The following is a 20,128-nucleotide window of genomic DNA, read 5'->3' as shown; positions in this document are numbered from 1 at the left end:
GGTCGCTCATCCGGGCATCTCCTGAGGCGCGGTCAGGCCACCGGCTCACGGAGGAGTTCGGAGAGCCAGCGCCCCTGCGCCTGCGGCAACTCCCCGTCGTCGTTGCCCGGGAAGAGGCGGCCGAAGGACGCGGCGCGGCCGAGGACGCCGAGCCGTGCGCCGAGCGTGAGGGCACGCCGCAGCTCGGCCGCGCTCGCACCTCCGCCGGTCCAGGGTTCGAGGTAGGCGTCTCGCAGCCGGGGCAGTGCGGCGGGCCCGTACCGTTCACGGGCGGCGCGCGCGGCGACGAGGAAGCTCGCGAAAGGGTGCGAGACGAGCGCGTCTCCCCAGTCGAAGTAGGTGAAACGGCCCGCCGCCGGGTGGAAGACCTGTTTCTCGTGCAGGTCGGCGTGGTCGAGCGAGTCCGCGACGCCCAGGGCGGCGAGTTCCCCGGCCCATTCCGCGACGCGCGGCCGCAGCGCCTCCAGCCTCGCGCGCTCCTCCGCCGCCGTGCGCGCGCTCGCCAGCACGTCGTCGAAGAACTCGGGCAGCGCCGCTGTCGGGACCACGGGGACGCCGAGCGAGGCGAGTTCCCCGACGTGCGCGGTCAACGTCCGCTGCGTCTCCGCGTACCGCCGCACGACCTCCTCCCACAGCCGCTGCCCGTCGCTCGCGTCGAGCCGGTCGAGCACGTCGAGGACCAGCGGCCCGCCGTCCGGGAGCAGCGTCCAGCCGCGCGTGGTGTCGACCGCGAGCGGACGCAGCACAGAGTCCGGCACCCACCGCGCGAGCGCCTCCGTCAACGCGCCCTCGAAGGCGCTCCCCGGCGGATGCGCCTTGAACCAGCAGTCGCCCCTACCCTCCACGGGCACCCGCACCAGCACCGACCACGGCCGCAAGCGCACTGTTCGCCGCCCGCGCTGGCGCAGCCCCCGCGCGGCGAGCGCCTCCCCGGTCCAGTCCAGGGCCGCACGGCGCCACGCCGCCCCGTCCCAGGGCGTCGCCACGCCCTCGTACCGCCCTCGCTCCACAACCTCGGCGTCGTCGTCCATCCAGCCATCAGAACAGTCGGGGCCACGGCTCTCCAGCCTTTTACGAGGCGGTCGGAGCGAGCCGCCCGGAAGCGCGGCCCACGCGCGATCCGGCAGCATCGCCGCTCGGGGAACGGCCGGTCCACGCCGTCGGCTGCCCCGGTCCGAGCGGAGGCCGATCACCGCCGGGCTCCTCGCCAGGGAGGCCACGTACCTCATGGTCGTCGACGTCCCGTCGTTCACCACCCAGGTGACCATGGCGGCAGAGGCGGGCACCCGTGTCTTTCCGTACCGCTGGCCGGACGGGGCACGCCAGCCCTTCGCGCAGTCCTGCCCCTTCCGCTCGTAGGCCAGCAGGGGACTGACTCGTCGCACATCCACGAGCCGTTCACCGCACTCCTTCACAGGCACGGCTGCGACCTTCCGGTCGGACATCAGAACGATCTCCGTCATGGACGCACACGTCGTGGCCCGCCAGTCTCAGGTTCGCGCCAGACAGGCCATCGTTTGGCCGCCGCTCATGGGACTCGGCCACGAAAGGGGGAACTCTCCCCCCTCACACCTGCGCCATGTCCACGAAGCGGGAGTAGTGGCCCTGGAAGCCCACCGTGATGGTGGCGGTCGGGCCGTTGCGGTGTTTGGCGACGATGAGGTCGGCCTCGCCGGCGCGGGGGGACTCCTTTTCGTAGGCGTCCTCGCGGTGCAGCAGGATGACCATGTCGGCGTCCTGCTCGATCGATCCCGATTCGCGCAGGTCGGAGACCATCGGCTTCTTGTCGGTGCGTTGCTCGGGTCCACGGTTGAGCTGCGAGAGCGCGATCACCGGGATCTCCAGTTCCTTCGCGAGCAGCTTCAGGTTTCGGGACATGTCCGAGACCTCCTGCTGGCGGCTCTCGGCGCGGCCCTTGCCACCGGACTGCATGAGCTGGAGGTAGTCGATCACGACGAGCTTGAGGTCGTTCCGCTGCTTGAGCCGCCGGCACTTCGCGCGGATCTCCATCATCGACAGGTTCGGCGAGTCGTCGATGTAGAGCGGGGCCGCGGAGACCTCGGGCATCCGGCGGGCGAGGCGGGTCCAGTCCTCGTCGGTCATCGTCCCGGAGCGCATGTGGTGCAGGGCGACGCGTGCCTCGGCCGACAGGAGGCGCATCGCGATCTCGTTGCGGCCCATTTCGAGCGAGAAGATGACGCTCGGGAGGTTGTTCTTGATCGACGCCGCGCGGGCGAAGTCCAGCGCGAGGGTGGACTTGCCCATCGCGGGGCGGGCCGCGATGACGACCATCTGTCCGGGGTGCAGGCCGTTGGTGAGCGCGTCGAAGTCCGCGAAGCCCGTCGGGACACCGGTCATCTCGCCGCTGCGCGAGCCGATCGCCTCGATCTCGTCGAGCGCGCCTTCCATGATGTCCCCGAGCGGGAGGTAGTCCTCGCTCGTGCGCTGCTCGGTGACCTTAAAGACCTCGGCCTGCGCGTTGTTGACGATCTCGTCGACGTCGCCGTCCGCCGCGTATCCCATCTGCGTGATGCGCGTGCCCGCCTCGACGAGGCGGCGCAGCACGGCCCGCTCGTGGACGATCTCGGCGTAGTACTCCGCGTTGGCCGCCGTGGGCACCGTCTGCACGAGGGTGTGCAGGTACGGGGCTCCGCCGACCTTGGTGATCTCCCCGCGCCGGGTCAGCTCCGCGGCCACCGTGATCGGGTCGGCGGGCTCGCCCTTCGCGTACAGGTCGAGGATCGCCTGGTAGACCACCTCGTGCGCGGGCCGGTAGAAATCGGAGCCCTTGAGGATCTCCACGACGTCGGCGATGGCGTCCTTGGAGAGCAGCATGCCGCCGAGCACCGATTGCTCGGCGTCCAGGTCCTGCGGGGGTACGCGCTCGAAGGCGGCCGGGCCGTCCCAGTCGCCGCCCTCCCGGCCCCGGTCGTGGCGCTCGCCGCGCCCCTGCTCCTCCCGTGCCTGACCGCTGCGGGCCTGGTCACCGCGCCCGCCGTGTCCGTCCCCCCGCCCGCCCCGGTCGTCGTCCTCGCGGCGTCTGCGGGTCGAGGGCAGTCGGTCACCGGGCCCGCTCTCGGCCCAGGGATCGTCCAAGGGCTCGGAAATGCTCACCGGGCCTCCTCCTCACATCCGTGGAACGGACCTTGCCGTACCGTTCCACGCGCCGCCGCACGGTGGGCGCCGCATAACGTTAGGCCCGTCGGCACCGTCAGCCAATCTGGTTATCCACAGGCACTGTGGATAACCAGCCCAGAGCTGTGGAGAACTCGCCCGAACCTGTGCATGAGCCGGTGGAAAGGTCTGTGAACAAGCCCGGCCACCCGCACGGGGACCCGACCTGACCTGGGTTTTCCTCATCCACCGCCTGTGGGGAAGAAAAAATTTCCCGAGTGGCCCAAGATCACGAAACCAGGCGCCCCCGAGCGGGACCGCCGCATGGTTACGTAAGGGCCGCAGAGCTTTGCGTCTCTTACCTGTGGAAGATTAGATTTAATCCATGCCCCGCCCTCCCGAGCAGTCCCGCACGGACCCGCGCCGACACGACCGCGAGATCATCGCTCTCGCCCTCCCGGCCTTCGGCTCCCTCGTCGCGGAACCGCTCTTCGTCATGGTGGACAGCGCCATCGTCGGCCACCTCGGCACCCCGCAACTCGCCGGCCTCGGCGTCGCCTCCGCCCTGCTCACCACGGCGGTCAGTGTCTTCGTCTTCCTCGCCTACGCGACGACGGCGGCCGTCTCCCGGCGCGTCGGCGCGGGCCACCTGGCCGCCGCGCTGCGCCAGGGGATCGACGGTATCTGGCTGGCCCTGGCTCTGGGACTCCTGGTCGTCGCCTTCGCCCTCCCCGGCGCACCCTGGCTCGTCGACCTCTTCGGTGCCTCGGGCACGGCGGCCCCCTACGCCACGACCTATCTGCGCATCTCCGCCCTCGGCATCCCGGCCATGCTCATCGTCCTCGCGGCGACAGGCGTGCTGCGCGGCCTCCAGGACACCCGGACACCGCTCTACGTCGCCGTGGGGGGCTTCCTCGCCAACGGCGTGCTCAACGCCGTCCTCGTGTACGGGGCGGGCCTCGGCATCGCCGGCTCGGCCTGGGGCACGGTCATCGCCCAATGCGGCATGGCGCTCGTCTACCTCTACGTGGTCGTACGCGGCGCCCGCCGCCACGGCGCCTCCCTGCGCCCCGATCTCGCGGGGATACACAACAGCGCACGCGCCGGGGCCCCGCTCCTCGTCCGCACCCTCTCGCTGCGCGCGATCCTCATGATCGCCACAGCCGTCGCGGCACGGCTCGGGGACGCCGACATCGCCGCGCACCAGATCGTGCTCTCCCTGTGGAGCCTGCTCTCCTTCGCCCTCGACGCCATCGCCATCGCGGGCCAGGCCATCATCGGGCGCTACCTGGGCGCGGACGATGCCGAGGGCGCCAGGAATGTGTGCCGCAGGATGGTCCACTGGGGCATCGCCTCCGGCGTCGTCCTCGGCGCCCTCGTCATCGCCGGACGCCCGCTGTACATCCCGCTCTTCTCCGGGGACGCCGTCGTCCACGACGCCGCCTTCCCCGCCCTGCTCGTCGTCGCCTTCGTCCAGCCGGTCTGCGGGATCGTCTACGTCCTCGACGGGGTGCTGATGGGGGCGGGTGACGGGCGCTACCTCGCCGCCGCGATGATCCTCACCCTGGCGGTCTTCACGCCGGTCGCCCTGCTCGTCCCAGTGTGGGGCGGCGGGCTCACGGCGCTGTGGGGGGCGATGGCGCTCATGATGGTGGTCCGGATGCTCACCCTCTGGCTGCGCTCCCGCTCGGGAGGCTGGGTCGTGACCGGGGCGAGCCGCTGAGGCGGCGGGGATGTTCCACGTGAAACATCGCGAGCCCGCCGGTGGATGTTCCACGTGAAACGCCCACCGGGCACGTACGCGCCGCACCGGGTGTAGACCCGCGAGCCTGGGGGACCTGTACGCACCGCATCGGACGCTCCCGCTCAGCCCGAGCCGCGTACGCGCCGCCTCGCCCGTACCCGCCATCGGTGCACACACCCTGGGCGTCGGCCCCTGCGCCCCGCCCCGACCCCGTGCGGCGACCGACCCCGTACACGCCGAATGCGCGGACCCCACAAACGCCGAAGGGGCCGCACCCACGAGTGGTGCGGCCCCTTCGCTGCTTCAGCGTCAGCGGGACGCTCAGGCGGAGACGACCTCGATGTTGACCTTGGCGGCCACCTCGGGGTGCAGACGCACGGACGCCTCGTGGGCGCCGAGCGACTTGATCGGCGTCGTCAGCTCGATGCGGCGCTTGTCCACGTTCGGGCCACCCGCGGCCTTGATCGCCGAGGCGATGTCGGCCGGGGTCACGGAGCCGAACAGACGGCCGGCCTCGCCGGAGCGGGTCGCAAGGCGAACCTTGACACCCTCCAACTCGGCCTTGATCTGGTTGGCCTGCTCGATCGTGGCGATCTCGTGGATCTTGCGCGCGCGACGAATCTGCGCGACGTCCTTCTCGCCACCCTTGGTCCAGCGGATCGCGAAACCACGCGGGACCAGGTAGTTACGGGCGTACCCGTCCTTGACGTCGACGACCTCGCCGGGGCCACCGAGACCGGAGACCTCGTTCGTGAGGATGATCTTCATGCGATGGTCACCCTCTCTCAGCGCGCGGTGGACGTGTAGGGCAGCAGCGCCATCTCACGGCTGTTCTTCACGGCCGTGGCGACATCGCGCTGGTGCTGGGTGCAGTTGCCGGTCACGCGGCGGGCACGGATCTTGCCGCGGTCGGAAATGTACTTCCGCAGCATGTTCGTGTCCTTGTAGTCCACGTACGTGACCTTGTCCTTGCAGAATGCGCAGACCTTCTTCTTAGGCTTGCGCACAGGCGGCTTCGCCATGGTGTTTCTCCTGTGTGATCAAGAAGTGGGAAGGCCCACCCCCAGGACCCGGAGGTCCTAGAAGGGGGGCTCGTCCGAGTAGCCGCCGCCGGAGTTCCCGCCCCAGCCGCCGCCCTGCTGCCCTCCGCCGGAGGGAGCACCGGTGGCCCAGGGGTCGCCGGCGGGTGCACCGCCGCCGCCCTGCTGCGGCTGCTGCTGACCGCCACCGGGGTTTCCGCCCCAGCCGCCGTCCTGCGGGCCTCCGCCGTAGCCTCCCTGACCGCCGCGCCCGCCCCCGCCGCTGGTCTTGGTGACCTTGGCGGTGGCATTGCGCAGGCTGGCGCCGACCTCGTCGACGTCCAGCTCGTAGACCGTGCGCTTGATGCCTTCACGGTCCTCGTAGGACCGCTGCTTCAACCGGCCCTGAACGATGACGCGGGTGCCGCGCTGAAGCGACTCCGCGACGTTCTCCGCGGCCTGCCGCCAGACCGAGCACGTGAGGAAGAGGCTCTCGCCGTCTTTCCACTCGTTGGTCTGCCGGTCGAAGGTGCGCGGCGTGGACGCGACGCGGAACTTCGCGACGGCCGCACCGGACTGGGTGAAGCGCAGCTCCGGGTCGTCGACAAGATTGCCGACGACCGTGATGACGGTCTCGCCTGCCATGGGATGTACCTCTCGGCGGAATGTGCTCTGGCGGGTACGTGGCTACTCGACGTCCGCGAGTCCCTGAGCCAGAGCGCTCAGTGGGTCTCGGGACGGAGGACCTTGGTCCGGAGGACCGACTCGTTCAGATTCATCTGACGGTCGAGCTCCTTGATGACCGCGGGCTCGGCCTGGAGGTCGATGACCGAGTAGATCCCCTCGGGCTTCTTGTTGATCTCGTAGGACAGACGACGACGGCCCCAGGTGTCGACCTTCTCGACCTTTCCGTCGGCCTCACGGACCACGGAGAGGAAGCTCTCGATCAGGGGAGCGACCGAGCGCTCTTCCAGATCGGGGTCGAGGATCACCATCACCTCGTAGTGACGCATAGGTAACCCACCTCCTTCGGACTCAGCGGCCACGGACAATCCGTGGCAGGAGGGTTGTTCATGCGTAGCGACGGTACTGGGCCCCACGGACAACGAGCCCTCCGCCGAGGAGGAGGGCCGTCCGGGTGACCGGACAGACACCGGCGCAGACGGTACACAGTACCCGCACACCGGCTTCCGGTTGAAATCCGGACCCGGGGGGACGCAATCTGTACAGAAAGGATGTGACCGGCGCTACAGGGCACCGGTCCCGTCAGGAGGTGCCCGATGGCACAGGCAATGCGTCCCCCGTCCACACATCAGCCCTCTGCGAACTCGCTCGTCTCCGGAGACGGGCGGCCACACCCCCTGCAGAACGCCCTCACCGCACTCACACTCCTGCTGGGGTTCCTGGCCTTCATCTCGTCCTTCTTCCACAGCTTCCACCTGCTGAGCTCCTGGACGGGGCTCGCGGGCCTCGCGGTCGGCGGCTGGGGGCAGTACATCTCCGTCACCACCCGGGAGCGCTTCGGACTGATCATCGGCATGGGCGCCGCGGGAGTCGGCCTTCTCGTCGGCATGGCCCATGGCGGCCTCTTCGGCGGCCTGATCGGCGGCTGAGCCCCAGGGCCGCCCGAGCCGAACGGCCCGTGGCGCCGGAATCCGCCCGCCCACCAGCGGGGGAGCCCGGCACCGCGGGCCGCGGGCTGCCGCCGCTGGAGGGCGACCGCCCCGCCGCTTCGTCCCGCCGCCGGACCCACCACACCCCGTCCCCGTACCGCCGCCTCCGCCCCGTAGAGACGCGAGAGGCCCCCGGCTCCGTATGAAAAACGCTCCTCCGCACGGGCCCGCCGCCTCGCCGCCGTCGCCCGCCTGGAGCAGTGCGCGCCGCCCGCCGCGGTCCCCGCCCGGCCGTCTCCCCGCTTCCGCGCCGCCCCGGCGAGCGGTACGGCCCAGTGAGCGCCCCGGACAGGCGCAGTAGGCTTCGGCGCGAGAGCCGGAGCCCTGTACCGACGGGGACACACCAGCCCGAGGAGCGCCCCGAATGAGCCTGACCCTGAGGACCATCAGCCGCGAGCACCATCTGGCCTTCATCCAGAGCCTGCCCGCGGCCAGCCACATGCAGGTCCCCGCCTGGGCAGACGTGAAGTCGGAGTGGCGCTCCGAGAGCCTCGGCTGGATCGACGAGAAGACCGGACAGCTCGTCGGCGCCGGGCTCGTCCTCTACCGGCAGCTCCCCAAGATCAAGCGCTACCTCGCCTACCTTCCCGAGGGCCCGGTCATCAACTGGTACGCGCCGAACCTCGACGAGTGGCTCCAGCCGATGCTGGCGCACCTCAAGAAGCAGGGCGCCTTCTCGGTGAAGATGGGCCCGCCGGTCGTCATCCGCCGCTGGAAGGCGCCGACGATCAAGCAGGGCATCCAGGACCCCGACGTGAAGCGGCTGCGCGACATCGAGGCGGACGTCATCGAGCCGCGCGCCTTCGAGGTCGCCGACAAGCTGCGCCGGATGGGCTGGCAGCAGGGCGAGGACGGCGGCGCCGGCTTCGGCGACGTCCAGCCCCGCTACGTCTTCCAGGTGCCCCTCGCGGGACGCTCCCTGGAGGAGGTCCACAAGGGCTTCAACCAGCTCTGGCGGCGCAACATCAAGAAGGCCGAGAAGGCCGGCGTGGAGGTCGTCCAGGGCGGCTACCAGGACCTCGCCGAGTGGCAGCGGCTGTACGAGATCACCGCGATCCGCGACAAGTTCCGGCCCCGTCCGCAGGCGTACTTCGAGCGCATGTGGCAGGCGCTGAACAGCGAGGACCCCAACCGGATGCGCCTGTACTTCGCACGCCACAACGGGGTGAACCTCTCGGCGGCCACGATGCTCGTCGTCGGCGGGCACGTCTGGTACTCGTACGGCGCCTCGGACAACATCGGGCGCGAGGTGCGCCCGTCGAACGCGATGCAGTGGGCGATGCTGCGCGACGCCTACGCACTCGGCGCGAGCGTCTACGACCTGCGCGGCATCAGCGACTCGCTCGACGAGACCGACCACCTCTTCGGTCTCATCCAGTTCAAGGTGGGCACCGGGGGAGAGGCGGCGGAGTACCTCGGGGAGTGGGACTTCCCGCTCAACAAGCTGCTCCACAAGGCGCTCGACATGTACATGTCGCGCCGCTGACCTCCCCCTTCCCCCGAGTCGCCGCCCCCGGTCCCCGCCGGGTCCCGCGCGACCCGGCTCCCCTCCGCACCACACAGCTAGAAGAAAGGTCCGGAACCGGCCATGGCGCTCACGCTCTACGTCGACTCCACGCGCTGGCGGGCACACCACAAGCACATCCTGGAACAGTTCCCGGGGATCGTCCCGGTCTGCAAGGGCAACGGCTACGGTTTCGGTCACGAGCGGCTCGCCGAGGAGGCGACCCGGTTCGGCTCCGACATGCTCGCTGTCGGCACCACGTACGAGGCCGCGCGGATCAAGGACTGGTTCAGCGGCGATCTGCTGGTCCTCACGCCCTTCCGGCGCGGTGAGGAGCCGGTACCGCTCCCCGACCGCGTGATCCGCTCGGTCTCCTCGGTGGACGGCGTCCGCGCCCTGGTGGGCGCGCGCGTGATGATCGAGGTCATGTCCTCGATGAAGCGGCACGGCGTGACCCGGAACGACCTCCAGGCCCTCGGCAGCGCGATCGACGACGTGCGCCTGGAGGGCTTCGCGATCCACCTCCCGCTCGACCGCACCGACGGCACGGACGCGGTCGAGGAGGTCATCGCGTGGATGGACACCCTGCGCGGCGCGCGGATGCCGCTCCACACGATGTACGTGAGCCACCTCAAGGCGGAGGAACTGGCCCGGCTGAGCCAGCAGTTCCCGCAGACGAACTTCCGCGCGCGGATCGGCACCCGGCTCTGGCTCGGTGACCACGACGCCACCCAGTACCGGGGGACGGTCCTCGACGTGACCCGGGTCGCGAAGGGTGAGCGTTTCGGGTACCGGCAGCAGAAGGCGGCCTCGGACGGCTGGCTCGTCGTCGCCGCGGGCGGGACCTCGCACGGGGTGGGGCTTGAGGCGCCGAAGGCACTGCACGGCGTGATGCCGCGCGCGAAGGGCGTGGCGCGGGCCGGACTGGCCACGGTCAACCGCAACCTCTCGCCGTTCGTCCACGACGGCAAGCAGCGCTGGTTCGCCGAGCCGCCGCACATGCAGGTCTCGATCCTCTTCGTGCCGGGCGACGCCGCCGAGCCCCGGGTGGGCGAGGAGATGGTCGCGCACCTGCGGCACACGACGACGCAGTACGACCGGCTCGTGGAGCACTGAGCGCGGCCCGCGCGGCGGGTACGGGCTCGGGTACGGAGAAGGGCGCCCCCTGGCGAGGGGGCGCCCTTCTCCGTACTCGTCGCGACGGCCCTGTCAGGCCCGCCGCTCCGGCTCCTCGTCCGCGAACGGCTCCGCCGGCTCCTCCGGCCTCTTGCCCCAGTCCGTGTACGTCCCGCCGCCGTGCTGGGGCGGCCTCGCGGCGCGGCCGTACACGTGGAGGTCGGGCGCTCCGTCGAGGACTCCGCCCGAGGGGTCGTCGTCGCCGGAGGCACGGACGGGGTCGCGCTCGGGCAGCAGGATGTCCCGCACGACGACGGCACAGAGGTAGAGCGTGGTGAGCAGGTGGCAGCAGATCGCGAGGTGGTAGCCCTCCTGGGAGAGCCCCATCGCGCCCTTGCCGCCGCTCGTGTAGGCGAGGTAGAGCCAGATGCCGAGGAAGTACAGCACCTCTCCGGCCTGCCAGATGAGGAAGTCCCGCCAGCGCGGCCGGGCGAGCGCGGCGAGCGGCACGAGCCACAGGACGTACTGCGGCGAGTAGACCTTGTTGGTGAGGATGAAGGCCGCGACGACGAGGAAGGCGAGCTGGGCGAAGCGCGGCCGGCGTGGAGCGGTGAGCGTCAGCACGGCGAGGAGGGCACAGGCGAGGACCATGAGCAGCGTCGCGAGCGTGTTGATCGTGTCGGTGCTCGGCGGGGAGCTGAGCCGCTGGGTCAGGATGAGCCAGAAGGAACCGAAGTCCACCCCGCGCTCCTGGCTGAAGGTGTAGAACTTCGCCCAGCCGTCCGGGGCGAGGAGGATGACGGGGAGGTTCACGAGGAGCCAGGCCGCCGCCGTACCGCCCAGCGCCTTGCCGAACTCCCGCCAGCGCCCGGTACGCCAGCACAGCAGCAGCACGGGCCCGAGGAGCAGGACCGGGTAGAGCTTCGCGGCGGTCGCGAGGCCCAGGAGGATGCCGAAGCCGAAGGCGCGCTCGCGGGACCACAGGAGCATCGCGACGGCCGTGAGCGCGACGGCGAGCAGGTCCCAGTTGATGGTGGCGGTGAGCGCGGCGGCGGGGGCCAGAGCGACGAGCAGGCCGTCCCAGGGGCGGCCGCGGTGGGTGCGGCTCACGCACACGGCGAGGACCACCGCGCAGATCATGAGCATCCCGCTGTTCACGAGCCAGTAGACCTGCTCACGGTGGACGAGGTCGTCCCCGCCCGGGGTGAGCCAGGAGGCGACCTCCATGAACACGCCCGTGAGCACGGGGTACTCCAGGTACTCCATGTCGCCGCTGAGCCGGTCGAAGTAGGGAACGAGTCCGTCGGCGAAGCCGCGCCCCTGGAAGAGATGGGGGATGTCGGAGTAGCAGGCGTGCGTGTACTGGGCGTTCGCCCCGAAGAACCAGCCGCCGTTGTAGCAGGGGATCTTCTGCACCATGCCGAGCGCGAAGAGCCCCAGGGCGACGAGCGCGACGACCCGTACCGGCGTCCACCACGTGGAGCCGAGCAGGGCATGACGCCCCACCGGGCCGCCGAGCACTTCGCTGCCCTCGGCGGCGACGGCGTCCTCCTCGGTGGGTAGCACCGGCCCGGACTGCTGCACGCGGGTACTCGTCATGACGGCCATCCTGCCGTACGTGCCTGAGCGGCGGTGGCCGGGAACGCCGGGCGGGGCCGGAAGACGGCGAGGGCCGCGGTACCGGATGTCGGTACCGCGGCCCTCGTACGCCCGACTCGGGCGGGCTGCCCATGTTTCACGTGGAACATCCGGCTGGCCGGTGTTTCACGTGAAACATCCGGCCGCTTGATGTCTCACGTGGAACATCATCCCGGCGTGGTCACGGCTTGAACCAGCCGTTGTCCTCCTCGCCCCCGGGGTCCCCTTCCCCTGGTACCGAGGGCGAGGGTGGCCCGGAGGTCTGGCCCGGCCCCTGATTGTCACCGCCCTGGTCGTCCCCGCCGTCACCGCCTTCGTCGCCACCGCCGTCCTGGCAGTCGAAGTCGAGGGGACCGCAGGTGTTCTCCGACTCCGTTTCCGAGGGACTCGGCGGGGCCTCGGAGGAGGGGGAATCCGAGGGCGACTCCGAGGGGGAATCGGAGGGGGACTCCGACGGCTCCTTGCTCGGCGAGGGCGGGGAGTCGACCGTCTCGACGACCTTGCCGATCTTCTCGGGCTTCGGGAAGGACTCCTTCGGCGCGTCCTTGAGCGCCAGCAGCATGTAGTCCTTCCAGATCTGGGCCGGGAAGGAGGCACCGTGGATCGAGGTCTGGTTGCCGGTCCCGTACATCTCCTCGAACTTGCGCTGCTTGTTCTTCGCGTTGTCGTCGAAGCGGAACATGGCGATCGCGGTGGAGACCTGCGGGGTGTAGCCGACGAACCACGCGGACTTGTTGCCGTCCGTCGTACCGGTCTTTCCGGCGACGTCCCGGCCCGGGATCTTGGCCGAGGTACCGGTGCCCTTCTCCACGACGTTCTTGAGGACGTCGGTGACGTTGTCGGCCACCGGCTTGGGGAAGGCGGACTTGCTCTTCTTCTTGTGCTGGAAGAGCGTGCCCTTCTCGCTCTCCACCTTGGTCACCGAGTACGGGTCGTTCTGCTCCCCCTCGTTCGCGAAGGTCGCGTACGCACCCGCCATGCGGATCGCACTGGGCGAGGACGTACCGAGCGAGAAGGAGGGGTAGTTGTTGCTGGCGAAGATATTGGGACCGTCCTGGATGCCGGCCTTGATCGCGGCGTCCTTGACCTTGTCCAGGCCGACATCCATACCGAGCTGGACGAAGGCGGAGTTGATGGAGTGCTGCATCGCCTCACGCAGGGTGATGCGGTTGTTGTCGTCCGCGTTGGGGGACTCTCCACCGTCATTCGTCTGGAGCCACTGGTCACCGTTCTTGTCGGTCCAGATGGTGCCGTCGTACTTCTTGATCTTCAGCTTGTTCTTGGCGCTGTAGATGCTCATCTGCGAAACGGGCGTGCGTGTCGAGTCGTCCTGGTTGGGACCGAGCTTCGGGTCGCGCACCCCGTGTTCCATCGCGGCGGCGAGCACGAACGGCTTGAAGGTCGAGCCGACCTGCGCGCCGGTGACGTCGGCGTTGTTCGTCCAGTGCGTGAGGGCGTCCGTACCGCCGTAGATCGCTTCGATCGCCCCGGTCCGCGCGTTGACCGAAGCGCCGCCGAACTGCACGTGCTTGTCCGTCTTCGGGCGCTTCTTGGGGTCGATGTTGTCGTCGTAGACCTTGGTGACGGACTTCTCCAGCTCCTTGACCCTGCTCTTCTTGAAGGTCGTGTAGATCCGGTAGCCGCCCTGGTTCAGCTTGTTCTGGCTGATGCCCGTTTCCTCGCTGTGGCTCGTCACCCAGGAATTGGCGAGTTCCACGAGGTAGCCGACCTGCCCGCCGAGGGCGCTGTTGGCGCGCGGGGGCTTCGTCTTCGGCAGCTCGGTGTACTTGGCCCGCTCGCTCTGGCTGAGGTGGCCGTCCTTGACCTCCTCGTCGAGAATCCAGGCCCAGCGCTCCGTCGCGCGGACCGTGTTGGCTTCCTTGGTGGTCTTCGCCGGGTTGTCCGAGGCCACGCCCGCCGGGTCGTAGTACGTGGCGCCCTTGAGGACGGCTGCGAGAAGTGCCGATTCGCTGGGGTTGAGATCGACCGCGTCCTTGTCGAAGTACGCGCGCGAGGCGGCCTGAATCCCGTAGGCACCGCGACCGTAATAGGCGGTGTTCAGATAGCCCGCCATGATCTCGTCTTTGCTCTTGGTCGTGCCCACCTTGATCGAGATGAACAGTTCCTTGAACTTGCGGGTCAGGGTCTGTTCCTGATCGTCCAGCACCGCGTTCTTGACGTACTGCTGGGTGATGGTCGAACCACCCTGCGTCTGACCGCCCTTGGCCATGTTGAAGAGCGCGCGGCCGATACCCATGGGGTCGACGCCGCTGTCCGTCTCGAAGGACTTGTTCTCCGCCGAGATGACCGCGTACTGCATCGACTTGTCGATCTGGTCGAGGTGGACGATCTGCCGGTTGCGCTGGCTCTCGCCGCCCGTGGCGACCATCTGGCTGCCGTCGGCCCAGTAGTAGACGTTGTTCTGCGCCCTGGCGCTCAACGCCTCGTCAGGGACCTCGACCATCGCGTACGCGATGCCCGCGATGCCCATGAGCCCGCCTATGAAGGCGACGAAGAGGCCGGTGACGAGCTTCCACGAGGGAATCCAGCGCCCGACGCCGGTCTTGCCCGCGCGCGGGTAGTCGATGAAGCGCTTCTTCGCCGGGGGGCCGCCGCGCCTTCCGCCGCCCTGGCCCGCCGGGGCCGCGCGCCTGCGCCCGCCGCTGCCGCGCTGGGCGGCGCGCCGGGCCTCCGCCCGTCCGCCTCCGTGGGACGGCGGTTCCACACCGGCTGAGCCGTGCGCGGAGGAAGAAGGGGCGGAACCACGGGACGTCGCCCGGCGTCCCGTATTCCCGGAACGGGCGCGTCGGGCCGCGGCCCGTCCGCCGCCTTCCGGCTGCGGCGGTTTGCGACGGTGCTCGCTCATCGAACGACTACTCCTCGGGCAGGCGCAGGCTTACGCGCCTGGAAACGGCGGCTGAAGCGGTTCCCTCGTCGTGGCGCGGAGCCCTCAGCGGGTTCGCGCGCACTACGTCTGGGACGACGACGTTCCCGGGCGCCTCTTGGTTCCCGGTGGACAGCATGGCGCCCAGACTACGCACCGGCTCACTGCACAGACTCCGAAGTTCACCCCAAAACAGGCAACTTGCTCCCATCCTCACAGCGATGTGACGCCGGTCACTGAGCCTCCACTTGTCGTCACGAGGACACCCCTCTATCGTGCTGATGTATCGACTCGATACATCAGCACGAGATAAAGACGCGCTACGGCGGTCCGGGAGAAGGAGGAGGAGAGGATGAGCCGACGTGCGGGCATCCTTGAATTCGCCGTCCTCGGCCTGCTGCGCGAATCCCCCATGCACGGGTACGAGCTGCGAAAGCGCCTCAACACCTCGCTGGGGGTGTTCCGGGCCTTCAGCTACGGAACCCTTTATCCCTGCCTCAAGACGCTGGTGGCGCGGGGCTGGCTGGCCGAGGAGTCGGCCGCCGCCCCGGGCGAACCCGCCACCGCCCTCTCCGGGCGGCGCGCGAAGATCGTCTACCGGCTCACCGCGGACGGCAAGGAGCACTTCGAGGAGCTGCTCTCCCAGACCGGCCCGGACGCCTACGAGGACGAGCACTTCGCCGCCCGCTTCGCCTTCTTCGGCCAGACCTCCCGGGATGTGCGCATGCGCGTCCTGGAAGGCCGTCGCAGCCGGCTGGAGGAGCGCCTGGAGAAAATGCGGGCCTCGCTCTCCCGCACCCGGGAACGTCTTGACGACTACACCCTCGAACTCCAGCGCCATGGCATGGAATCCGTGGAGCGCGAGGTGCGCTGGCTCAACGAGCTGATCGAGAGCGAGCGCGTGGGCCGCGACCTGCGGACCTCCCGGCCGGGGGACGCGGAGCGGCAGAAGGGAGCGCCGGGCGATCTGCCCCGGTCCGGGAGCGACTCCCGGCCGGATTCGCCTGGCACACCCACCTGAGACCGCAGCACCGCGGCTCTCATAGGACTCAGAGATCACACAGGGAGCAACCGGAATGAGTTCGGTTCGCGTAGCCATTGTCGGCGTGGGCAACTGCGCCGCCTCGCTGGTGCAGGGCGTCGAGTACTACAAGGACGCCGACCCGGAGGGCAAGGTCCCGGGTCTCATGCACGTGCAGTTCGGCGATTACCACGTCAAGGACATCGAGTTCGTCGCCGCCTTCGACGTGGACGCCAAGAAGGTCGGTCTCGACCTCGCGGACGCCATCGGCGCCAGCGAGAACAACACCATCAAGATCTGCGACGTGCCCAGCACCGGCGTCTCCGTGCAGCGTGGCCACACCCTCGACGGTCTCGGCAAGTACTACCGCGAGACGATCGAGGAGTCCGGTGAGCAGCCGGTCGACGTCGTCCAGGTCCTCAAGGACCGTCAGGTCGACGTCCTCGTCTGCTACCTGCCGGTGGGCTCCGAGAGCGCGGCGAAGTTCTACGCCCAGTGCGCCATCGACGCCAAGGTCGCCTTCGTCAACGCCCTCCCCGTCTTCATCGCGGGCACCAAGGAGTGGGCCGACAAGTTCACCGAGGCCGGTGTCCCGATCGTCGGCGACGACATCAAGTCGCAGGTCGGCGCCACCATCACGCACCGCGTGATGGCGAAGCTCTTCGAGGACCGCGGTGTCGTCCTCGACCGCACGATGCAGCTCAACGTCGGCGGCAACATGGACTTCAAGAACATGCTGGAGCGCGAGCGCCTGGAGTCCAAGAAGATCTCCAAGACGCAGGCCGTCACCTCGCAGATCCCCGACCGGGACCTCGGCGCCAAGAACGTGCACATCGGCCCGTCCGACTACGTGCAGTGGCTCGACGACCGCAAGTGGGCCTACGTGCGCCTTGAGGGCCGCGCCTTCGGTGACGTCCCGCTGAACCTGGAGTACAAGCTGGAGGTCTGGGACTCCCCGAACTCCGCCGGCGTCATCATCGACGCGCTCCGCGCCGCGAAGATCGCCAAGGACCGCGGCATCGGCGGCCCGATCCTCTCGGCGAGCAGCTACTTCATGAAGAGCCCGCCGGTCCAGTACTTCGACGACCAGGCTCGCGAGAACGTGGAGAAGTTCATCCGCGGCGAGGTCGAGCGCTGAGCGGCTGACACTCCGTCCGGCCCACCGCCCCCGCGGCGATGAGCGCCGGGAACCGTGTGTCCGGAGGGGCTCGTACCGCACAGGTACGGGCCCCTTCGCCGTACCTGTGCGCGGGAGCCCGTACCCCGCGTGTGAAGCTGTGCCGCATGGCTGTCCTCCCCGATCTCCGTCTCCTGCTGAAGCGGAGCGGGTTCCGCCGCCTGCTCACCGTGCGGCTGCTCTCCCAGGCCGCGGACGGCATCTTCCAGGTCGGTCTCGCCACCTACGTCGTCTTCTCCCCGGAGAAGCAGGCGACCCCGGGCCAGATTGCCTCCGCGATGGCAGTCCTGCTGCTCCCCTACTCTCTCGTCGGCCCTTTCGCGGGCGTCTTCCTCGACCGCTGGCGGCGCCGCCAGGTCTTCCTGTACGGCAGCCTGCTGCGCGTGCTGCTGGCCGCGCTCACGGCCGTGCTGATCCTCGGCCGCGTCCCCGACGGTCTCTTCTACGCGGCGGCCCTGTGCGTCACCGCGGTCAACCGCTTCGTCCTCGCCGGGCTCTCCGCCGCGCTGCCCCGGGTCGTGGACGGCCCCCGTCTCGTCGTGGCCAACGCGCTCTCCCCGACCGCCGGGACTCTCGCCGCCACGGTGGGCGGTGGTCTGGCCTTCCTCGTCCGGCTCCTCGGCCGGGACTCGGACGCCGCCGTCGTGCTGCTCGGCGCCGCGCTCTACCTCGCCACCGCGCTCGCCTCGCTCCGCATCCCGGTCGACGTGCTCGGCCCGGCCCTGGAGGAACGACCCCGTGCCCACGTACGCGCCGCGCTCGCCGCGTCCGCGCAGGGCCTCCTCCAGGGCCTGCGCCACCTCGCCGGCCCCGCCCGCCGTCCCGCGGCGCGCTCGCTCGCCGCGATGACCCTCCTGCGCTTCTGCTACGGGGCGCTCACCGTCACCCTGCTGATGCTCTGCCGGTACGCGTGGTCGACGACGGAGGAGGACGGCCTCGCCCTGCTCGGGCTCGCCCTCGGCCTCTCGGCGGCGGGCTTCTTCGTGGCGGCGCTGCTCAGCCCGTGGGCGATCCGGCGCTTCGGCCCGCTCGGCTGGATCGCGGGCTGCGCGGCCCTCGCGGCGGTGTTCGCCGGGCTCGCGGGCCCGTTCTTCGTCGAGCCCGTGATGATGGCGCTCGCCTTCCTCCTCGGCGTCATCACCCAGGGCGCGAAGATCGCGACCGACACCGTGGTGCAGTCCGAGGTCGAGGACGGCTACCGAGGACGGGTCTTCTCGGTGTACGACGTGCTCTTCAACGTCGCCTTCGTCGGTGCGGCGGGAGCCTCCGCCCTCGTCCTGCCGGGGGACGGGCGCTCGGTCACGCTCGTCCTGGGGGTCGCCGTGATCTACGCGTGCGTGGCCGTGCTGGCCGGGCGCGCGCTCGGGGTACCGGCGCGGGCGAGCTGAGGAGGGGAGGGATGTTTCACGTGAAACATCCACGGGGCACCTCGGGATGTTTCACGTGAAACATCGCGCGGCACGCCCCTGCGGCGGACGTCCTCATGTTTCACGTGAAACATCGCGCGGCACGCCCCTGCGGCGGACGTCCTCATGTTTCACGTGAAACATCGCGCCAGGATCCGCTCACGCGCTGCCGCCGGGCGTTCTCCCTCACTGCTGCTGGGCGCTCCACCACTCCCTGAGCGCCTCGCCGGCCGCCTCCTTGCCGAGGGGGCCCTTCTCCATCCGCAGATCGAGGAGGAAGGCGTACGCCTTGCCGATCGCGGGGCCGGGGGCGATGCCGAGGAGCGCCATGATCTCGTTGCCGTCGAGGTCGGGGCGGATCGCGTCCAGCTCCTCCTGCTCCTGCAACTCCTCGATCCGCTGTTCCAGGCCGTCGTAGGCCCGGGCCAGGGCGTTGGCCTTGCGCTTGTTCCGCGTCGTGCAGTCGGAGCGCGTGAGCTTGTGGAGCCGGGTGAGCAGCGGGCCCGCGTCGCGCACATAGCGCCGTACCGCGGAATCGGTCCACTCCCCGGTCCCGTAGCCGTGGAAGCGCAGGTGCAGCTCAATGAGCCGGGAGACGTCCCGGATCAGCTCGTTGGAGTACTTGAGCGCCGCCAGCCGCTTCTTGGCGAGCTTGGCGCCCACGATCTCGTGGTGGTGGAAGGAGACCCGGCCGTCGCCCTCGAAGCGCCGCGTCTTCGGCTTGCCGATGTCGTGCAGGAGGGCGGCGAGGCGCAGAGTGAGGTCGGGGCCGTCCTCCTCCAGGTCAATCGCCTGCTCCAGGACGGTGAGCGAGTGCTCGTAGACGTCCTTGTGGCGGTGGTGCTCGTCGCTCTCCAGCCGCAGCGCGGGCAGTTCGGGGAGCACCCGGTCCGCGAGCCCGGTGCCGACGAGGAGGCGCAGTCCCTTCACCGGGTGGGCGGAGAGCAGCAGCTTGTTCAGCTCGCCCTGCACGCGTTCCGCCGAGACGATGTCGATGCGCTCGGCCATCGCCGTCATCGCGGCGACCACCTCGGGAGCCACCTCGAAGTCGAGCTGAGCGGCGAAGCGCGCCGCGCGCAGCATCCGCAGCGGGTCGTCCGAGAAGGACGCCTCGGGAGTGCCCGGCGTGCGCAGCGCCTTGGCGGCGAGATCGTCCAGGCCGCCGTGCGGGTCCACGAACCGCTTCTCGGGCAGGAACACCGCCATCGCGTTGACGGTGAAGTCCCGCCGGACGAGGTCCTCCTCGATCGAGTCACCGTAGGAGACCTGCGGTTTGCGGGAACCGCGGTCGTACGCCTCGGAGCGGTACGTCGTGACCTCGATCTGGAAGCTCTGCTCCTCCTCGCCGACGCGCGCCGCCTTCTGACAGCCGACCGTGCCGAAGGCGATGCCCACCTCCCACACCGCGTCCGCCCAGGGCCGCACGAGCGCGAGCACGTCCTCGGGACGGGCGTCGGTCGTGAAGTCGAGGTCGTTGCCGAGCCTGCCGAGCAGGGCGTCCCGTACCGAACCCCCGACCAGCGCCAGCGTGAAGCCGGCCTCCTCGAAACGACGGGCGAGTTCGTCCGCGACGGGCGAGACACGCAACAGCTCGCTCACCGCGCGCTGCTGCACCTGGCTCAGTGCACTGCTGGGGTCATGGTTGGCGTTCGGCACAACAGGAGAGGGTACGTGGCCCCGCCGCGCCCTCCGAATCGTGCCGGAGCGCCCGGCCTCGGCCTTCACAAGATCGCCCAGCCGACTCCGCGGCACTTCGGCCCAGCCGACCTCGTTACCATGCGTGGACGCATCAAGCGACAACCACCGACCACTGACGACGACGAGGACGGGCG

The 20,128-nt window shown here is 69.8% G+C and carries 17 protein-coding genes and 1 pseudogene; 8 read left to right on the top strand and 10 right to left on the bottom strand.

Annotated features, from left to right (window positions below; translation table 11 throughout):
* Positions 1–32: 32 nt before the first annotated feature.
* On the bottom strand, positions 33–1,031 hold the full coding sequence (locus IF99_RS0110325) for a phosphotransferase (protein WP_030996090.1): 999 nt from the start codon (positions 1,029–1,031) through the stop codon (positions 33–35).
* Positions 1,032–1,227: 196 nt separating this feature from the next.
* Here IF99_RS0110325 and IF99_RS35450 point away from each other — a divergent pair, with 196 nt between their 5' ends.
* Entirely contained in the window at positions 1,228–1,359 is a 132-nt protein-coding gene (locus IF99_RS35450) for a hypothetical protein (RefSeq protein ID WP_267882236.1), read from the top strand.
* Here the strand turns inward: IF99_RS35450 and IF99_RS34830 are convergent.
* Positions 1,332–1,463: pseudogene (locus IF99_RS34830) on the bottom strand (dipeptidase); the annotation flags it as partial. The gene IF99_RS35450 and the pseudogene IF99_RS34830 sit on opposite strands and share 28 nt — an antisense overlap.
* A gap of 103 nt (positions 1,464–1,566) precedes the next feature.
* Complete coding sequence (gene dnaB, locus IF99_RS0110315; RefSeq protein ID WP_030996089.1) at positions 1,567–3,114, bottom strand: replicative DNA helicase; 1,548 nt, start codon at positions 3,112–3,114, stop codon at positions 1,567–1,569.
* Positions 3,115–3,499: 385 nt separating this feature from the next.
* Between dnaB and IF99_RS0110310 the strand changes: the two genes are divergently transcribed.
* The gene (locus tag IF99_RS0110310; protein ID WP_030996088.1) at positions 3,500–4,837 is read left to right on the top strand and encodes an MATE family efflux transporter; all 1,338 of its coding nucleotides are present in this window, start codon (positions 3,500–3,502) and stop codon (positions 4,835–4,837) included.
* Between the two features lie 342 nt (positions 4,838–5,179).
* Here the strand turns inward: IF99_RS0110310 and rplI are convergent, their stop codons facing one another.
* The 4 genes from rplI to rpsF all read right to left on the bottom strand — a co-directional run bounded on the left by rplI (position 5,180) and on the right by rpsF (position 6,890).
* The gene (rplI, locus tag IF99_RS0110305) at positions 5,180–5,626 is read right to left on the bottom strand and encodes a 50S ribosomal protein L9 (RefSeq protein ID WP_030996087.1); all 447 of its coding nucleotides are present in this window, start codon (positions 5,624–5,626) and stop codon (positions 5,180–5,182) included.
* Positions 5,627–5,643: 17 nt separating this feature from the next.
* Entirely contained in the window at positions 5,644–5,880 is a 237-nt protein-coding gene (gene rpsR, locus IF99_RS0110300; RefSeq protein WP_008746874.1) for a 30S ribosomal protein S18, read from the bottom strand.
* Positions 5,881–5,937: 57 nt separating this feature from the next.
* Complete coding sequence (locus IF99_RS0110295) at positions 5,938–6,522, bottom strand: single-stranded DNA-binding protein (protein ID WP_030996086.1); 585 nt, start codon at positions 6,520–6,522, stop codon at positions 5,938–5,940.
* A gap of 77 nt (positions 6,523–6,599) precedes the next feature.
* On the bottom strand, positions 6,600–6,890 hold the full coding sequence (gene rpsF / locus IF99_RS0110290) for a 30S ribosomal protein S6 (protein ID WP_007824576.1): 291 nt from the start codon (positions 6,888–6,890) through the stop codon (positions 6,600–6,602).
* 267 nt (positions 6,891–7,157) lie between these two features.
* Here rpsF and IF99_RS0110285 point away from each other — a divergent pair, with 267 nt between their 5' ends.
* From IF99_RS0110285 to IF99_RS0110275, 3 genes are all read left to right on the top strand, one after another.
* A complete protein-coding gene (locus IF99_RS0110285; RefSeq protein ID WP_030996085.1) occupies positions 7,158–7,490 on the top strand; it encodes a hypothetical protein in 333 nt (110 codons plus the stop codon).
* Positions 7,491–7,914: 424 nt separating this feature from the next.
* Positions 7,915–9,036, top strand: a complete 1,122-nt coding sequence (locus IF99_RS0110280) for a lipid II:glycine glycyltransferase FemX (protein WP_030996084.1) — start codon at positions 7,915–7,917, stop codon at positions 9,034–9,036.
* Positions 9,037–9,138: 102 nt separating this feature from the next.
* Positions 9,139–10,170 carry an alanine racemase gene (locus IF99_RS0110275; protein WP_030996083.1) on the top strand — a complete coding sequence of 344 codons (1,032 nt, stop codon included), beginning with the start codon at positions 9,139–9,141 and terminating at the stop codon, positions 10,168–10,170.
* A gap of 93 nt (positions 10,171–10,263) precedes the next feature.
* Here the strand turns inward: IF99_RS0110275 and IF99_RS0110270 are convergent, their stop codons facing one another.
* Entirely contained in the window at positions 10,264–11,778 is a 1,515-nt protein-coding gene (locus IF99_RS0110270; RefSeq protein ID WP_030996082.1) for a glycosyltransferase family 87 protein, read from the bottom strand.
* Positions 11,779–11,989: 211 nt separating this feature from the next.
* On the bottom strand, positions 11,990–14,674 hold the full coding sequence (locus tag IF99_RS0110265) for a transglycosylase domain-containing protein (protein ID WP_030996081.1): 2,685 nt from the start codon (positions 14,672–14,674) through the stop codon (positions 11,990–11,992).
* A 370-nt stretch (positions 14,675–15,044) separates the two neighbouring features.
* Here IF99_RS0110265 and IF99_RS0110260 point away from each other — a divergent pair, with 370 nt between their 5' ends.
* From IF99_RS0110260 to IF99_RS0110250, 3 genes are all read left to right on the top strand, one after another.
* Positions 15,045–15,713 carry a PadR family transcriptional regulator gene (locus IF99_RS0110260; protein ID WP_030996080.1) on the top strand — a complete coding sequence of 223 codons (669 nt, stop codon included), beginning with the start codon at positions 15,045–15,047 and terminating at the stop codon, positions 15,711–15,713.
* A gap of 55 nt (positions 15,714–15,768) precedes the next feature.
* Positions 15,769–16,851, top strand: a complete 1,083-nt coding sequence (locus IF99_RS0110255) for an inositol-3-phosphate synthase (RefSeq protein ID WP_030996079.1) — start codon at positions 15,769–15,771, stop codon at positions 16,849–16,851.
* Positions 16,852–16,997: 146 nt separating this feature from the next.
* The gene (locus IF99_RS0110250) at positions 16,998–18,278 is read left to right on the top strand and encodes an MFS transporter (RefSeq protein ID WP_030996078.1); all 1,281 of its coding nucleotides are present in this window, start codon (positions 16,998–17,000) and stop codon (positions 18,276–18,278) included.
* 204 nt (positions 18,279–18,482) lie between these two features.
* Here IF99_RS0110250 and IF99_RS0110245 read toward each other — a convergent pair whose 3' ends face one another.
* Positions 18,483–19,952, bottom strand: a complete 1,470-nt coding sequence (locus IF99_RS0110245) for a CCA tRNA nucleotidyltransferase (RefSeq protein ID WP_030996077.1) — start codon at positions 19,950–19,952, stop codon at positions 18,483–18,485.
* Positions 19,953–20,128 lie beyond the last annotated feature (176 nt).

Origin of the sequence: Streptomyces sp. NRRL F-5630 (assembly GCF_000719475.1) — a bacterium.
GTDB lineage: Bacteria > Actinomycetota > Actinomycetes > Streptomycetales > Streptomycetaceae > Streptomyces.
This window is presented reverse-complemented; position numbering and strand designations above follow the sequence as displayed.

What these genes read in the sequence shown, in the direction of transcription:
- IF99_RS0110275 (WP_030996083.1), top strand. Translation starts at nt 9,139, where the DNA reads ATGGCGCTCACGCTCTACGTCGACTCCACGCGCTGGCGGGCACACCAC.
- IF99_RS0110265 (WP_030996081.1), bottom strand. Translation starts at nt 14,674, where the DNA reads ATGAGCGAGCACCGTCGCAAACCGCCGCAGCCGGAAGGCGGCGGACGG.
- IF99_RS0110285 (WP_030996085.1), top strand. Translation starts at nt 7,158, where the DNA reads ATGGCACAGGCAATGCGTCCCCCGTCCACACATCAGCCCTCTGCGAAC.
- IF99_RS35450 (WP_267882236.1), top strand. Translation starts at nt 1,228, where the DNA reads ATGGTCGTCGACGTCCCGTCGTTCACCACCCAGGTGACCATGGCGGCA.
- IF99_RS0110295 (WP_030996086.1), bottom strand. Translation starts at nt 6,522, where the DNA reads ATGGCAGGCGAGACCGTCATCACGGTCGTCGGCAATCTTGTCGACGAC.
- IF99_RS0110260 (WP_030996080.1), top strand. Translation starts at nt 15,045, where the DNA reads ATGAGCCGACGTGCGGGCATCCTTGAATTCGCCGTCCTCGGCCTGCTG.
- IF99_RS0110310 (WP_030996088.1), top strand. Translation starts at nt 3,500, where the DNA reads ATGCCCCGCCCTCCCGAGCAGTCCCGCACGGACCCGCGCCGACACGAC.
- IF99_RS0110250 (WP_030996078.1), top strand. Translation starts at nt 16,998, where the DNA reads ATGGCTGTCCTCCCCGATCTCCGTCTCCTGCTGAAGCGGAGCGGGTTC.
- IF99_RS0110325 (WP_030996090.1), bottom strand. Translation starts at nt 1,031, where the DNA reads ATGGACGACGACGCCGAGGTTGTGGAGCGAGGGCGGTACGAGGGCGTG.
- rpsR (WP_008746874.1), bottom strand. Translation starts at nt 5,880, where the DNA reads ATGGCGAAGCCGCCTGTGCGCAAGCCTAAGAAGAAGGTCTGCGCATTC.
- IF99_RS0110255 (WP_030996079.1), top strand. Translation starts at nt 15,769, where the DNA reads ATGAGTTCGGTTCGCGTAGCCATTGTCGGCGTGGGCAACTGCGCCGCC.
- rpsF (WP_007824576.1), bottom strand. Translation starts at nt 6,890, where the DNA reads ATGCGTCACTACGAGGTGATGGTGATCCTCGACCCCGATCTGGAAGAG.
- IF99_RS0110270 (WP_030996082.1), bottom strand. Translation starts at nt 11,778, where the DNA reads ATGGCCGTCATGACGAGTACCCGCGTGCAGCAGTCCGGGCCGGTGCTA.
- rplI (WP_030996087.1), bottom strand. Translation starts at nt 5,626, where the DNA reads ATGAAGATCATCCTCACGAACGAGGTCTCCGGTCTCGGTGGCCCCGGC.
- IF99_RS0110280 (WP_030996084.1), top strand. Translation starts at nt 7,915, where the DNA reads ATGAGCCTGACCCTGAGGACCATCAGCCGCGAGCACCATCTGGCCTTC.